The sequence below is a fragment of the Melioribacteraceae bacterium genome (assembly GCA_019638015.1).
Taxonomy (GTDB): domain Bacteria; phylum Bacteroidota; class Ignavibacteria; order Ignavibacteriales; family Melioribacteraceae; genus JAHBUP01.
The window spans coordinates 1,672,534-1,689,094 of the sequence record JAHBUP010000001.1; the positions used below are offsets into that span (position 1 = coordinate 1,672,534).

11 protein-coding genes are annotated in these 16,561 nt (G+C 35.3%); 9 read left to right on the forward strand and 2 right to left on the reverse strand.

Going from position 1 to position 16,561, the window contains the following annotated elements; genetic code table 11:
- The first annotated feature begins 4 nt into the window (after window positions 1-4).
- The 7 genes from KF816_06985 (at window position 5) to accD (ending at window position 12,002) form a co-directional block, all read left to right on the forward strand.
- Window positions 5-694 carry a metallophosphoesterase gene (locus tag KF816_06985; protein MBX3007757.1) on the forward strand — a complete coding sequence of 230 codons (690 nt, stop codon included), beginning with the start codon at window positions 5-7 and terminating at the stop codon, window positions 692-694.
- 184 nt (window positions 695-878) lie between these two features.
- On the forward strand, window positions 879-7,796 hold the full coding sequence (gene sprA / locus KF816_06990) for a cell surface protein SprA (protein MBX3007758.1): 6,918 nt from the start codon (window positions 879-881) through the stop codon (window positions 7,794-7,796).
- A 7-nt stretch (window positions 7,797-7,803) separates the two neighbouring features.
- Window positions 7,804-9,372: a bifunctional response regulator/alkaline phosphatase family protein gene (locus tag KF816_06995; protein MBX3007759.1), complete on the forward strand. Its 1,569-nt coding sequence runs from the start codon at window positions 7,804-7,806 to the stop codon at window positions 9,370-9,372.
- A complete protein-coding gene (gene tsaE, locus KF816_07000; GenBank protein ID MBX3007760.1) occupies window positions 9,373-9,801 on the forward strand; it encodes a tRNA (adenosine(37)-N6)-threonylcarbamoyltransferase complex ATPase subunit type 1 TsaE in 429 nt (142 codons plus the stop codon).
- A complete protein-coding gene (gene tsaB / locus KF816_07005; protein MBX3007761.1) occupies window positions 9,794-10,441 on the forward strand; it encodes a tRNA (adenosine(37)-N6)-threonylcarbamoyltransferase complex dimerization subunit type 1 TsaB in 648 nt (215 codons plus the stop codon). The genes tsaE and tsaB overlap by 8 nt, the downstream gene beginning before the upstream one ends.
- A complete protein-coding gene (locus KF816_07010) occupies window positions 10,438-11,160 on the forward strand; it encodes a DUF1573 domain-containing protein (protein ID MBX3007762.1) in 723 nt (240 codons plus the stop codon). The genes tsaB and KF816_07010 overlap by 4 nt, the downstream gene beginning before the upstream one ends.
- A gap of 2 nt (window positions 11,161-11,162) precedes the next feature.
- The gene (accD, locus tag KF816_07015) at window positions 11,163-12,002 is read left to right on the forward strand and encodes an acetyl-CoA carboxylase, carboxyltransferase subunit beta (GenBank protein MBX3007763.1); all 840 of its coding nucleotides are present in this window, start codon (window positions 11,163-11,165) and stop codon (window positions 12,000-12,002) included.
- A gap of 12 nt (window positions 12,003-12,014) precedes the next feature.
- On the opposite strand, the gene KF816_07020 is transcribed toward accD, so the two are convergent.
- Window positions 12,015-13,178, reverse strand: coding sequence for a cysteine desulfurase (locus tag KF816_07020; GenBank protein MBX3007764.1), 1,164 nt, complete (start codon window positions 13,176-13,178; stop codon window positions 12,015-12,017).
- Window positions 13,178-13,945: a biotin--[acetyl-CoA-carboxylase] ligase gene (locus tag KF816_07025; protein ID MBX3007765.1), complete on the reverse strand. Its 768-nt coding sequence runs from the start codon at window positions 13,943-13,945 to the stop codon at window positions 13,178-13,180. The genes KF816_07020 and KF816_07025 overlap by 1 nt, the downstream gene beginning before the upstream one ends.
- A gap of 208 nt (window positions 13,946-14,153) precedes the next feature.
- On the opposite strand from KF816_07025, the gene KF816_07030 reads away from it, so the two are divergent.
- The gene (locus KF816_07030; protein ID MBX3007766.1) at window positions 14,154-14,588 is read left to right on the forward strand and encodes an Hsp20/alpha crystallin family protein; all 435 of its coding nucleotides are present in this window, start codon (window positions 14,154-14,156) and stop codon (window positions 14,586-14,588) included.
- A 42-nt stretch (window positions 14,589-14,630) separates the two neighbouring features.
- Window positions 14,631-16,559: a molecular chaperone DnaK gene (dnaK, locus tag KF816_07035; protein MBX3007767.1), complete on the forward strand. Its 1,929-nt coding sequence runs from the start codon at window positions 14,631-14,633 to the stop codon at window positions 16,557-16,559.
- Window positions 16,560-16,561: the final 2 nt, after the last annotated feature.

A 16,561-nucleotide genomic window follows, 5' to 3' on the forward strand; every position in this document is an offset into this window, starting at 1 on the left:
ATTTATGGTTGCGGTTATTGGCGACATACATGGTTGTTATTATACATTAGCAGAATTATATGAAAAAATCCGTAAAAGCTATCCCAATATTGAAATCTATACAGTGGGAGATATGGTTGACAGGGGAAACCACAGCTATGAAACTTTAGAATTTATTATAGAGAATAGAATAATCTTTACTCCCGGTAATCATGATTATATGTTTTATCATTTTTTTAAAGAACCTCAAAGTGTATTCGCGCGTTCATGGTTTTTTAATGGCAACGAAACAACATTAGAATCATACGAAAACCGCGAAAAAGAAATGTTTAGACACATTGAAATAATTAGAACAGCTCCTCTTTATTATGATACTATGGATTGTTTTATATCTCATGCGGGAATCTCATCGGAATATGCTAACTTTTTACCCAATGATTATCAACTAAATCTTGAACTTTTAGATCATCTTGTTCATAATGATTTAAGAACAGATAGAGGCATTTTGTGGACACGCGATCAACTTCTTAATTTGGGTAAATTACAAGTCGTGGGGCATACCAAACAGCAAAGTATAACTCTCATCGAGGATTCGAATGCAGTTTATATAGATACCGGCGCATGTGTTGGGAATAAACTTAGTGCCATTATAGTTCATCAAAGTAAGATTATTGAGACTATTGATGTAAAGACAAATTTGAATGATATTATATAAAAATTTTAGCACTTGGTTAAATTTGAATTTATTCATTCTTTTTTAATAATTTTGGACAGTCATTCAAGGAGGCATATTAGATTCTTTTTACGATCACTAATTAGTAGATGGTTTATTCTCTGTGAAAGCTAAAAATTCCGGTTTGGGTTTTTCAATCTTTTTAAGCCCATTTATCATTGCTTCTTTGATTGCGTCTCTTGGTTTCACAAACCATAAAGAGATTGTTACAATCAATCCTCAGTTTTATTTCTCTGATTTATATCCTTCTGTAAATTTTACCAAAAAAGAAATTAATAACTCTGAAAATTTTCCAAACACAGTTAACTTATTTGATTTATTACAATTCTCCCCCGATTCCATAGCAGCTCAGAAAACTGATTCATTAGTAATTGATCAAAAGGATACTGTGAAAGCAGTCCTTTCAAAAGCAGAACTACTAAAAATTGCGGCGCGGGAAGATTCAATAAGATATGTAGATTCATTATCACGAGATTCACTGGCTCGAGTTCAGCAATTTACCGCATCACCAAAATCAACCGCCAATATTCCTATCAGGAGAGGTAGGGTCCATCCTCTTTTCGTAGATCCCTACAAAAGTTTTATTCAAAGAAGTACTAAACTTGATTCCACCGGAACTAAAGTAATTATCACCGAGATAATGAATGGCAAATCTATTCGTCCGGATCTTGTATTACCACTCGAGGAATATATTCAGCTTAGAATGGCCGCACTTAACCGGGATTCGTGGGAAGCTCTTGCATATCAGTACGAACTAAAATCTTCAACTAAAGATCTTTCTCAATTAATAACAGATTTAACAAATATTGATATTCCACTCCCCAGTTCACCTTTACTAAGCATATTCGGACCTCCCAAGATTAATCTTAGAATTAGCGGTGCAGTAGATATTAGGGGCGCGTGGCGAAATGAAACTACCGAAGGTATAACTTCATCGGCACTTGGCAACACAAGAAATGAACCCGATTTTAAACAACAAGTTCAAATAAATCTTGCTGGAACTATAGGTGATAAATTAACACTCTCCGCAGATTGGAATACCGAGCGGCAATTTCAATATGAGAATCAGTTAAAGATTCAATACAAAGGTTACGAAGATGAGATTATTCAAAGCATTGAAGCCGGGAACGTATCACTTCAGGCATCACCTTTAGTTGGTGGAAGTGAAGCTCTATTTGGAGTGAAAGCACTATTTAAAATGGGCCCTTTTACATTAACTGCACTTGCTTCACAAAAGAAAAGTGAGGTTACGGAGGTAGCATTAAGCGGAGGAGCGAAAGCTCAAAAATTTGAGGTAAGAGCTTACGACTATTCTACAAATCATTACTTCATTGATCAAATTTATGCCGATAGAAACCTGAATATATTTAACAATTATTTTTCTAATCCAACCCCTTTCATAAGGGATTCTGTTCGTGTTAAGGATATAGAAGTTTGGAAATCTACAACCGGTTTATTTAATCCGAATGAAAGAAAAGTAAATGCTTACATTGATTTACCCCGTAAAATTGGTACGGCTCCATATTCTTCGCAATTAAGAGATAGCACTGTTCAAACAGATCCTGGCAACATTGTAGGTAATTCACGTTTTATTCTTTTAACTGAAGGTGTAGATTATACCATCCATAAAGAAACAGGGTTTATTTCTTTTATTACATCAATACAAGAACAGGATGCCGTTGCTATAGCGGTTCGTATTGAAGGAAGAACCGGTGCCGATGCAGATGACGTTTATTATGGTGAATTTATTAAAGATCTAAATCAAACGCCGGAAACAAGACTCGTACTTAAACTTATTAAACCGGCTAATCTTCAACCTCAACATAAAAAGGCCTGGAAATTACAGTTGCGGAATATTTATCCAATTGGAGGACGTAATGTTAAGGAGGAGGGTTTTATCTTTGATGTAATGTATCGTGTTGAGGGGCAAGAACCTCAAAATAATTATCAAGGAATAAAACTACTTGAAACATTTGGATTGGATAAAACCGATAAAAGTAAAACCGCAACTCAGCCCGATGGGGCATTCGATTATTTCACCGGTAGAACAATTATACCAAAAACCGGAGAAGTAATTTTCCCTGTACTGGAACCCTTCGGAAGAGATTTCCCGATTGAATTACCCGATTCTCTGAAATTCCAATTGGTTTATGATACAACCAAAACTTTTGCAAGGCAGGATCGAACAAAAGATAAATTTGTTCTCAGTGGTGAATATTCTGCCGAAGTAACCTCTGTATTCCAAATAGGTTTTAACGTTGTTGAAAAATCAGTAAAAGTATTATTGAATGGAAATCAACTTTCTGAGGGGCAAGATTATACGGTTGATTATAATGTGGGGCAAATTATAATTCGAAATGATAATGCGCTTGTTCCGGGTGCCGATTTAAAAATTTCATATGAACAAAATGATTTGATCTCACTGGCTTCAAAAACAATGATTGGACTACGTGGACTTTATGAGTTTAATAGGAATACTACTCTTGGATTTTCATTTTTGAATCTTAATCAACAAACATTGAGTGATAAAGTTAGAATTGGTGAAGAACCATTGAATAACTCTATTTGGGGAGCCGACTTTAAAACCACACTGCCGCTTCCATTCTTAACCAAAGCGATAGATAATTTAATTTCCACAAGTGCCCCATCTTCACTAACAATTAACGCAGAAGCCGCCTACATGGATCCCGATCCTAATACCAAGAAAAGTACAATTGAAAGTGACGGTGGAAAGAGTATTGCTTTTGTTGATGATTTTGAAGGCGCTAAAAGAACAATTCCTTTGGGTATGGCTTATGGTTCTTGGAAAGATATAAGTGTCCCACAAAAATTAGCTCCCTCTATTGATGGACTTACTGCTTTGCGTAAGATGGATTATAAAGGAAAGACTTTTTGGTTTAACAGAACACCATCGGATGTAACCATCAAAGCTATTTATGGTGAAAGAAAAAATGCCGCTCCGGATCAACAACAAATTACCGCTCTCGATATGGTATTTGATCCTTCAAGACGAGGTTTCTATAATTATACACCTAACCTGGCTAATAAGAAAGTTAACTGGGGCGGTATGATGAAAGTACTCTCCTCATCAGCCAATAATTTAATTGAGGAAAATATTGAATTTATTGAGTTTTGGGTCAACATAGTTGAGGCACCTACTGATCTTAAATTAGTGATTGATCTCGGACAAATAAGTGAAGATGTAATTCCTAATGGAGTGCTTGACACCGAAGATAAAAATGATAATACACTTGTGGATGATGGAGAAGATACAGGTATTGATGGTGTTAGAGATGTTGGAGAACCTGGTTACGACTCAGCTCTGAATCCTGATCCATCTAATGATAATTATCGTTTTACTTTAACTCAAAACCCCGACTATTCCAACATCAATGGCACTGAAGGAAATGCAGTATCTATTGATTTGGGAAGATTTCCTGATTCGGAAGATTTGAATGGAAACCGAACGCTTGATAGAGTGGATAGTTATTTCAGATATGAAATTCCACTCGACTCCAATAAATTCACGAATCCCTTCATTCAAGGTGGAGGTGATAATGCCGGCTGGTATTTATATCGAATTCCACTAAAAGATTTTACAGACAAGGTGCGCGATCCCAGTTTTTCAATTGTTGAGTTTATAAGATTTTGGGTAACCGGTACGGAGCAAACTGTTCATTTAAGATTCGCGGAAATGAATTTGGTGGGGAACCAATGGCAAAAAGTTCTCAATTCTGAAGTGACAGTTGATGACGAAGTTTTAACATTATCAACAATTAACGTGGAAGATAACCCCGATTATTATTCACCTCCAGGTGTAATTAGGGAGCGTGATCGTTCTAAACCCGATTACCAAATTTTCAAGAATGAGCAGTCTCTGGAATTAATTTTAAAAGATCTTGATGATGGGAAAATTCGAGAGGTGGTTAGATACCTCTACAAATCAGTAGATCTTTTTAATTATAAAGAAATGAAATTTTTTGTTCATGGTGAATTACAGGATGCGCCGGGTTCAGTATCTTATTTTGATCCTGGAGATCCGAGTAATTATGGCTCTGAGGTTTATCTGCGATTCGGATCCGATTCAACTAATTTTTATGAATACCGGCAACCTGTTAGAGCCGGCTGGAATGAAGTTTCGATGTTATTTTCAGAACTTACTTCAATTAAACAGAAAAGAAGCGGCGATTCCATAAAAGTGTTAGTACAGCAAGCCGTTGCTGATAAAATTGGACATTTTTTTGGAGTTAGGGGAAATCCAACCTTAACCCGGGTTTCTTATTTCTTAATAGGAATTTCTAATCCGGCGAATAAAGGAGAAAGAGGCAGATCGGTCTCTGGTTCAATTTGGTTGAACGAGTTAAGAGTTCTCGATGCAGATAATACTCCCGGCTGGGCAATGAGCGGTAACGCTTCATTGATGTTTGCTGATCTACTTCGGGTAAATGCAAATTATACTAAGACTGATCCATATTTCCATAAATTAGCTGATCGGTTTGGTACAAGGGATGACCGATCCGGATGGGGAGTATCTGCTGATTTAGATTTAATAAAACTAATTCCATTTAACCTCTCCGGTAGTAACATGAGAATTTCATACTCGGTTACAGAATCTATGACAGCTCCCCAATATTTACCCGGTACCGATGTTCAGTTAGTTGCGGCTCAGGAAGCCTTGGCTCAATCCCTTGCTGAAGAAGGTGTACCTGAAGAAGAAATAGCTCAGCAAGTTGCGGCATTTAAAAGACAATCCGAATCGTTCAACCGTTCGGAACAATGGAATTTAGCAAACGTTCGAATTAAACTTCCCTCAAATTCATGGTATGCAACATATCTCATTAATAATTTAACATTTGGATTTAACTTTAGTAAAAGCTCTGGTTACAGTCCTACTGTTATTGAAAACAATGCATGGAACTGGAATGCAAATGCAGGTTACGCGTTAAACTTGAGCCGCGATTTTTATTTTCTGCCGGCAGATATCCCATTGTTTGGAGAAGTTGTAAAAATATTTACCGATTATAAAGATGTAAAAGTTTATTTTTTCCCGCAGACTTTTAATACAAATATTACTGCAAGTAGAAAGAGGTCCTACAGCTTAAATTTTGGAGCATCCGCAAAGCCTAGTATTCAGCGCGATTTTACTTCATCACGTGGCGCAGGGTTTAATTGGATTTTTACCGAAGGTGGATTTTTTAATATCGCAACAAATTATAACTTTGATGTTCAATCAACCTACGCACATCTTTTATCGCAGACTGAGCAGGACAGAAGTGAAAAAGAAATTTGGAACGATATTATTAAAGGTTCATTCTTTGGAAGAGATTTTAGCTACAAACAATCGCTTGATTTCAGATTAACGCCAAAAATGCCAACGATATTTGAGCTTAATAGATATTTAACTTTTAATGCTAGTTATTCCTCTTCATATAGTTGGCAAAATAATTTTCAACAAGAAAATTTAGGAAGAGCAGCTGGTTACACAAACAGAATTAGCTCAAGTCTAACTATAAGGCTTAAATCTATATTCGCGCCATTATTTGAATCGGCAGTGCAAACACCAGCTCAACAAACTAAACCACAACCGCGGCAAGTTCCAACTCGAGCCGGTGGAAGAAGAAGTGGTGTCCGCGAGACTCAAGCTCCTACGCCAGTTCAACCAGTAATAGCCGATTCAACTCGTCAACCATTATCTGATTCATTGGGTATTGCAAGAAGTTTAATGGATAGTTCAAAGACAGCCTCTGTTTTTGATCGCGTGAGAGGGGATTCATCAAACGTTATGGATGAAGATACACTTGCAGTACCAACAGAATCAATTTTCTCCAAATCATTAAATGCTTTAAAGTTGGTTGCAAAAACTATATTGTTCGATTATGATCAAATCTCAGTTAATTTTTCACAAAGTAGTTCTTTAAGCGGTGGTGGATTATTAGGAACAGGAACAGGGTTTGCTAATTTCTGGGGATTTTCTCAATCCGATGAAAATGGTCCTTCACGATTATTTATGCTCGGATTATCGAATAACATTGGAAGAAGAGCGCCGCTTGGAAACTTAAGCGATAATTATACTCATAAAAATGATCTGGACTTCAAAACCTCCCGACCATTATGGGAAGGAGCCCAAATTGATTTGAATTGGAAAGTGGGATGGGGATTTAATAAAGCAACTACTCTGCAAACAGATTCACTCGGAAATGTATCGGTTAATAGTTTGACCTCCACTGGACAATTAGATAGATCATTCTTGAGTTTCCCCTCAACATCGCTCTTTTCATTTTTAGGTACCGGAATTAAAAAAGTAAGTGAATTATATGACAGAGATGCTCTTAATCCAAATGATAATTTATCAGAATCATTCCGTTCCGGTTTTGAGGCAATATCTATTTTAGGTAAAATTCCGATTCTTAAAGATATAATGAAATATATTCCTCGCCCAAACTGGTCATTTTCGTGGAGTGGTTTAGAAAAATTTAGTTTCCTAAGTTTTGCACAAAGAATTACACTAAGCCACGCTTACACCTCTACATACAGCGAAGGATGGAAAGTTATACCGGATAAAGATCGCCAGATAGATGTCACTGAAATTCAATCGCAAAAAGTTGATTTTTCATTTTCACCGTTGATTGGCGTATCAATAACGATGAATAATTTTTATGGTGGAAATTTTCAAGGGTCATTCCGTTATAATACCAGAAGCAGCTACAGTTTAGGAGTGTCAACTAGAAATATTACAGAATCATTTTCGAATGATATAAGCTTAACGGCAAGTTATTCAAAATCGGGATTTGAACTTCCACTATTTGGTATTTCTCTTAAAAATGATATTGAAGTTTCCTTTTCTTACACTAGCGGAAAAAATTCAAGTGTTCTCTACGAAATGGATAGATTTGATGAAAAGGGAAAACCACTCGAAGGAAAAACAAATACTACAATTGAGCCTAAAATCAGATATGTGATGAGTTCACGAGTTACACTTTCTATATTTTATAGAAGATCCACTATACAACCAGAAGGTGCATCCAGAATCCCTCCAACAAAAACTAATGAAGCAGGCGTTGATGTAAGAATTTCAATACAATAAGGATAGTATGAAAAAGAATAGAATTTTATGGGTTGATGATGAAATTGAAATGCTCCGTTCACATATCATCTTCTTGAATGAAAAAGGGTACGAAGTTGAAACTGTTACTAATGGTGCCGATGCTGTATCCGAAGTGCGAAATAAACAATTTGATTTAATCTTTCTTGATGAAATGATGGCTGGGATGGGGGGGCTCGAAACTCTATCTCAGATTAAAGAGATTAACGCTAATATTCCTGTTGTGATGGTTACAAAGAGTGAAGAAGAATCATTAATGAACGATGCAATCGGAAGTAAGATTAGAGATTATTTAATTAAACCTGTACTGCCTTCGCAAATATTAATGGTCTGCAAAAAAGTTTTGGAAAGCAAAAAAATATCGGGCGAATATGCAGCGAAGGATTATTTACATGATTTCAATGAAATTTCACAGCGATTACTGGGAAACCCCGATCATGAAGATTGGATAGATATTTATCTTAAACTCGTTAATTGGGATTTGGAATTAGATCGTCATCCAGAAATTGGATTAAAGCAAACCCTTTTCGAACAGAAAAAAGAGTGTAATCAAGAGTTCAGCAAGTTTGTTGAAAAAAAATATAAACATTGGATTGATGCTGAAGATGACAATTCTCCTATGCTTACTCCAAAAATTACGGAGAAATTTGTTCTGCCGTTACTTTCTCAGACCGATGCGCCTGTATTTTACTTTGTAATCGATTGCTTAAGGTTAGATCAATGGTTGGTTATGGAAAAGCATTTGCGCGACCTTTTTACAATAAAAAAAGATTATTATTATTCTATTCTTCCAACAGCAACACCATATTCAAGAAACGCTTTATTCGCGGGATTATTTCCATCAGAAATTGAGAAGCATTATCCCGATCTTTGGGACAGCATGAAAGATGATGAGAATAGTATGAACAGGTATGAAAAAGAACTGCTCCAATTTTTATTGAACAGAAAAAAAATTACTCTTAGAAATGAGTTAAAGTATATAAAAATTATTGACCCTGAAGTGGGAAGAGGTTTTGAGCAGAATGTTTTATCACACAAAAAAACAAATTTTATGGCTGTCGTGGTAAATTTTCTTGATATGATTGCCCATGGCAGATCAGATTCATCAATTCTCAAAGAGATTGCACCGGATGAATCGGCATACCGTTCATTAACTAACAGCTGGTTTCAGCATTCATCATTATTAAATACATTTAAAGCAATAGCTACTATACCAAAAGCCAAAATTGTGGTTACAACAGATCATGGCAGTATAAGAGCGCTCCGTGGGTCCAAAGTATTGGGAGATAGAGAAGCTTCATCAAATTTACGTTTTAAGTTTGGGCGAAATCTTAAAGTAGAAGATAAACATGCTCTATTTATTAAAAAACCTTCAGAGTATAAACTACCAGACAGAGGTGTTTCGATAAGTTATATTATTGCTAAGGAAGATTACTATTTTGTTTATCCAACTGACTATCATAAATACCTGAGCTATTATAAGGATAGTTTTCAGCATGGCGGAATCTCGATGGAAGAAATGATTTTACCCGTTGTCACAATGGAGAGCAAAGTTTAATTGGAAATACCTTTTCAAAAAAAAATTAGTAGCGAAACTGAAACTTTAGAAATTGCCGAACAATTATCTAAAATTTTAGTATCCGGTGATGTTGTTGTAATTAATGGCAATCTTGGTGCGGGAAAAACATTTTTAATTAAAGCTATTTGTTCATCATGGGAAATTGAAGATGCCTCGAGCCCCACATTTTCCCTTATTCATGAATATGTCGGAAGTCGAAAGGTATTCCATTTGGATTTTTATAGAATCAAGAAAAGTGAGGAATTATACGATCTTGGAATTGAGGATTATTTTAATGATGAAAGTGCAGTTATATTTATTGAGTGGGGAGAGTTATTCCCGGAGGTTTTACCAAATAAAAGAATTAATATTATTATAACCAAAGATGAACAAGAAGAAAGACAAATAAAGGTTTTTAATAATGAATAGCTTATTCCCGATACTTGCTGTTGAAACCTCAGGTGATTTATGTAGCGTTGCGGTTCTAAAGGATTCAAGTTTAATATCAGAAAAAAATATTAGTGAACCACAAGCTCATTCAAAACAATTAATACCGATGATTGGCGAGGTTCTAAGTGTTTCAAAAGTTGAGAAAAGTGAAATAAAAACTATTGCTATTTCCATTGGCCCAGGTTCCTTTACAGGGCTGAGAATAGGGCTTGCTGCGGTAAAGGGAATTGCGTTTGGATTACAAATACCCATTATCCCAGTCCCAACATTTGATGCTGTTGCACTGCAGATTTATGAAGAAAATAAATTTCTTCACAATTTTAAAATTGCTGTAAGCGCAAATAATGATGAATGCTACTATGCAGGGTATTCTGTAGAAGGAGAATTCTTAAAACAAGTTGTCCCTCTTCAACTTTCACAAAAAAAAACTATTACTTCAAATCCACAAAATGTTTATAGCACCCAGTTAAAAGATACACACTTGTCCTACATTGAAGCACCCCGAGCATCAATGATTGCGAAGTGGGCTTATTTATTTGGGGAGGATTTGTTAACTTTAGACTACGATAATCTAGAGCCTAATTATTTTAAAAATTTTATTGTAAGGGAAAAGAAATGAAAATAAAATTCCTTTTAATGACGCTTCTTTTAACCAATTTTATGAATGCTCAAAACTTACCCAAAATATTTTCTCCCAACCCAGATCATGATTTCGGTACCATATTAGAAGGGGCGATAGTATCTCACGATTTTGAAATTGTTAATAATGGTAAAGCTGAGCTGGAAATTCAAAAAGTATCTGCCACTTGCGGATGCACTGCCGCTAATCCAGTTAAAAATAAATTGATGCCTGGAGAAAAAACTACAATTAGAGTTGAATTTAACTCAAAATCACGCATGGGTCCACAAGATAAATATGTGTATGTTTTTTCTAATGATAAGGAGAACCCTAATCTTAGATTGAGTTTCAGTTGTGTGGTTGTGGATAAAATGACTCAAGCTCAGTTCAATAATAAAATACCTAAGCTGATAATTTCAAAATCAAGTCATGATTTTGGAAATGTTGAAGAGGGTAAAGTTGTATCTGTAAAAATTGATTTAAAGAATACTGGCAACGATCTATTAAAAATAGATAATGTTAAAACTACCTGTGGTTGTACAGCTGCACTATTAAGTAATAAAACTATTAAACCTGGGGAGGCTGGAAATCTAAAAATTGATTTAGATACTGCAAATAGAGAAGGTAAGCTAACACGAACAGTTACCATAATTTCAAATGATCCCGCACAGCCTTCACAATCAATAACGCTATTTGTAAATATTTTAAAGAGAAAATAATAATGGGTTGGTTTAAGAGAAAAACAGATAAAATTTCTAAAGATTCTGTAAAAAATGACCTCCCGGATGGGCAATGGTCAAAGTGCACAGATTGCGGCGAAATTATTCACAATAAACAGCTTGAAGTAAATTTATGGTGCTGTCCAAAGTGCTCATCACATTTCAGAATTGGTAGCGAGCAATATATCTCTATCTTATTCGATAAGGGCAGTTTTAAGGAATACGACAAAAAGATGAGGAGCGGTGATCCCCTAAATTTTGAGGATAATAAGAAGTACTCTGATAGAATTAACTCCACAATAAAAAAAAGTGGATTAAATGATGCGGTAAAAACCGGGATAGGAAAAATTAATGGTAAGAAAACTGTTTTAGCATGTATGGATTTCGCATTTATAGGTGGTAGTATGGGTTCTGTGGTTGGTGAAAAAATTGCTAGAGCAATCGACCATGCTTACGATGAAAAAATCCCATTGATAATAATAAGCCAAAGTGGTGGCGCTAGGATGATGGAGGGTGCATACTCTTTAATGCAAATGGCCAAGACAAGCGCCAAACTTGCCCGTTTAGCAGAGGCAAAACTTCCTTTTATTTCTATATTAACAGATCCTACTACTGGTGGTGTTACTGCAAGTTTTTCAATGCTCGGAGATGTGATAATTGCAGAACCAAAAGCATTAATCGGTTTTGCAGGTCCTCGTGTAATAAAACAAACTATTGGAAGAGATTTACCTGAAGGTTTTCAACGTTCTGAATTTTTACTTGAAAATGGTTTTCTTGATGCTATAGTTACGAGGAAGGAGCTTAAAGAAAAAGTATTTAATCTTTTAAATTATTTTAGTTAAGTGGGCTAAAACCTATTTCTTAAACTTTTTTGCAAATCGAGCCAGCACTTCGAGGCAATAGCTAACTTCATCTAAAGTATTTTCTGGACTGAATGAAAAACGGATTGTTCCTTCTGCCTCTTCTTTAGTATAACCACCGCTTAGAATAACGTGAGATGGTTTTAGTGTACCGGAACTACACGCTGCTCCATTCGAAACCGCAATTCCATTGATATCCAAATACATTAGCATCGCTTCAGAGTCATTTTTATAATAAAAGGGATTCAATGTGATTGATAAAATATGGGGCAACTGATTTGGTGAATTGTTAATTTTAATTCCATCCAAATCGATTGAATTGATCCCATTTATCAATGCCTCTCTAATTTTTTCAACCGTTTTATAATTCGATTCAATATTTATGCTGGTAATTTTAATTGATTCGGCAAATCCAACAATTGCGGCAACATTTTCGGTACCGCCTCTTCTGTTTCTCTCTTGACTTCCACCATACAAGATTGGAATTATCGGCGTACCACTTTTTACATATGAGAATCCAATTCCTTTTGGACCATTTATTTTATGAGATGAGACAGATAGTGAATGAACGTTTAACTTCTTTACATCGATACTTAATTTGCAGTATGATTGCACCGCATCTGTATGAAAATAAGTGTTCTCTGAAATCAGATAATTACCAATATCTTCTATATTATTGATTGAACCCACTTCATTATTAACATGCATAATTGAAACTACGGAGGTTTTATCATCAATCCAATTATTAAGCTCTTCATAGTTAAGTGAAAAATCTTTATTTAATGAAGATCGAATTAATTCGAATCCTTCTTTCTCAAGTTCGACACATGAATCTAAAACACAATGATGTTCCGCTGTTGATGAAACTATTTTATTTCTTCCAGTATCATTTTTATTTGCCGAAGCAATACCACGAACAGAAAAATTATTAGCTTCAGTTCCGCCACTTAAAAAATAAATTTCGGATGGGTGTGCATTTATTGAAGCCGCCGCAATTTCCCTCGCTTCCTCAATCGCAATTCTTCCTTTTCTCCCGAAGCTATGAATTGAGGAGGGGTTTCCATAATAGTGGGTAAGGTAGGGGATCATTTTTTCAACAACTTGTGGATGAATCTTAGTTGTTGCGGCATTATCAAAATATACCTTTTTCGAACTCATTATCTTAAACTAACATCGCCAAAATGAATTAATTCTCTTTTATCACCAGTTTTTAGAATTATAAAGCCATCATCATTAATATCCTCAAATACACCAGTTCTAATTTTCTCATCCTCCACAATCTTAATTTTTTCTCCAATCATCTTGCATCTATCTCGCCAGTCATCTAATATTTTTTTAGGATTTTTTGCTAGTGAATTAAATGAATTTTCAAAATTATTTAGAATGTCACATAATAGTCTCTCTCTACTAACATTATCATGAAATTCTTTTCGGACAGATGTTGGTGGTATTTCAAATTTTCCGGGGAAGTTGGGCTGATTAACATTTACACCTATGCCTACAACAATTTTTGAAATCTTATTCCCTTTTGAGGATGATTCGATCATGATTCCTGCAATTTTTTTTGAATCTACTAAAACATCATTTGGCCACTTTAACGATACATCTAATTGATATAAATTTTCTAATGATTGAGCCACAGCTATAGCCGCAACAAAAGTGATTAGATTAATTTTCCTTTCAGGTAAATTATCTTTAATTAAAATTGAAAATGTTAAGTTAACTCCGCTCAAGCTTTCCCAAACTCGCTCTTTTCTACCTCTTCCCTTAGTTTGATACTCAGAAAGTAAAACTGTCCCGTGAATGTCAAAATCACTATTTGCAAGTAAAACTGAATTAGTTGAATCTACCTCTTCCGTATAAATAAAATTCCTACCAATAAAATCAGTATCGAGCTTTATATCAAATTCTTCTATGTTAAACATGAACACTCCTAAATATTGTCAAATATGTGCAAGATGCGACATAATGCCTCATCTTATATCGGAATTGTCTCACAGCCTGTCAATTTTGCCAAAGCCCAAGTTGAATCAAAAATTCTTGTAAGTTCTTATAAATAAATGATTTATTGATTATTTTATTTTTGGCATTATCCTTGTTATAACAATAGCAAACATAAAAAAGGAGGATAAAATGACACTTATTAAATTTGAACCCATTCGTGAATTTGAATCCTTACATAACAGATTACAAAGATACTTGGAAGATTTTCCAACATTAGGATTCAATACACAAGATTCATTTTCACCAAGAATTGATATCTCGGAGACTAATGATAAATTATTGGTGACTGCCGAAATTCCAGGCGTTAAAAAAAATGATCTTAAAATTACCCTGCAAGATAATATTTTAACCATTCAGGGTGAAAAGAAAAAAGAAACTGAAAATAAAGACATCAACTATTATAGGGCTGAAAGAAATTTTGGAATGTTCGGAAGATCCTTCACATTACCTGTGGAAGTTGATTCAGAAAATGTATCAGCCAAATTTGAGGATGGAACTTTAGTGGTTGAGCTTTCAAAAATACTACCTAAAGCCAAAACAGAAAAAACAATAGAGCTGAAGTAATATCTTCAGCTCATTTTATAATTTAATTTAAGGAATTGAATAATGGGAAAAATAATTGGAATTGATCTTGGAACAACAAATTCATGTGTTTCGGTTATGGAAGGGAATGAGCCGGTTGTAATTCCAAACTCGGAGGGTGGTAGAACTACTCCTTCAGTAGTAGCGTTTACGAAAACTGGTGAAAGATTAATTGGTCAGCCTGCGAAAAGACAAGCTGTTACAAATCCCAAAAACACAATTTTTTCCATTAAGAGATTTATGGGAAGAAGAAGAGATGAGGTAAACACCGAAACCACAGAAGTTCCTTATGAAGTTGTATCGGGCGACGGTGGATCAGCAAGAGTGAAGATAGCTGATAGATTATACTCGCCACCAGAAATAAGTGCAATGATTCTTCAGAAAATGAAAAAAACGGCTGAAGATTATCTTGGACAGGAAGTAACAGAAGCTGTTATTACTGTTCCAGCATATTTTAATGATGCTCAAAGACAAGCAACAAAAGATGCAGGAGAAATTGCCGGTTTACATGTGCGAAGAATCATTAATGAGCCTACAGCCGCCGCATTAGCTTATGGCTTGGATAAAAAGAATAAAGATCAAATTGTTGCTGTATACGACTTAGGTGGTGGTACATTCGATGTGTCAGTTCTTCAATTAGGAGATGGCGTATTTGAAGTGAAATCAACTAACGGTGATACTCATCTTGGTGGTGATGATTTTGATCAGAGGGTGATCGATTTTCTTGCCGATGAATTTCTTAAACAGGAAGGAATTGATCTACGAAAAGATCCGATGGCTTTACAGAGATTAAAGGAAGCTGCTGAAAAAGCTAAGATTGAACTTTCATCATCGATGCAGACAGATGTAAACTTACCTTTTATAACTGCATCGCAAGATGGACCAAAGCACTTGAATCTTACTATTACTCGTTCGAAGTTCGAACAATTAATTGATGATTTGATTCAACGTACTGCCGGTCCTTGCGAGAATGCGATAAAAGATGCTGGATTAAGCGCATCTCAAATTGATGAAGTAATTTTGGTTGGAGGCTCAACACGTGTTCCAAAAGTTCAAGAACTAGTTAAAAAATTATTTGGTAGAGAACCTCATAAAGGTGTAAATCCTGATGAAGTTGTAGCAATTGGAGCAGCTATTCAAGGTGGTGTTTTAGCCGGAGATGTAAAAGATGTTCTTTTACTGGATGTTACTCCACTTTCATTGGGTATTGAAACACTTGGTGGTGTGATGACTGTACTGATACAAGCAAATACTACTATACCAACTACAAAGAGTGAAGTATTCTCAACTGCTGCAGATAGCCAACCTTCAGTAGAAATTCACATATTGCAGGGTGAGAGACCAATGGCTGCTGATAATAGAACTCTTGGAAGATTTCACCTTGATGGAATTCCACCGGCACCACGAGGTGTTCCTCAAATTGAGGTTAAATTCGATATTGATGCCAATGGTATTCTACATGTTGCGGCAAAAGATAAAGCAACTAGTAAAGAACAAAGTATTCGCATAACTTCATCAAGTGGATTATCCAAAGATGAAATAGATAAAATGAAAAATGTTGCAAAGGAACACGCTGCCGAAGATAAATTGAAAAAAGAAGCGGTTGAGATTAGAAATCAAGCTGATAATCTGGTTTTTCAAACCAAAAAACAAATTGAGGAAATGAAGGACAAAATTACCAGCGAACAAAAGAGTAGACTTGAAGCTGAAATTGCCAAAATTGAGGATGCATTAAAGACAAATGATTCGAACCAAATTAAAGCGGCAACAGAAAGCCTCACAAAAGTTTGGCAAGAAATTTCACAGGTCTTGTATCAACAGCAAGGACCTCAAAATCCTCAAGGACAACCAGGTGCGAATGCGGGACCAACAGGACAGCAAAGTAACGATAAACAAGATGAAAAAAAGAAAGATAATGAAGTGCAGGACGCTTCATATGAAGTTGTAGATTAAAA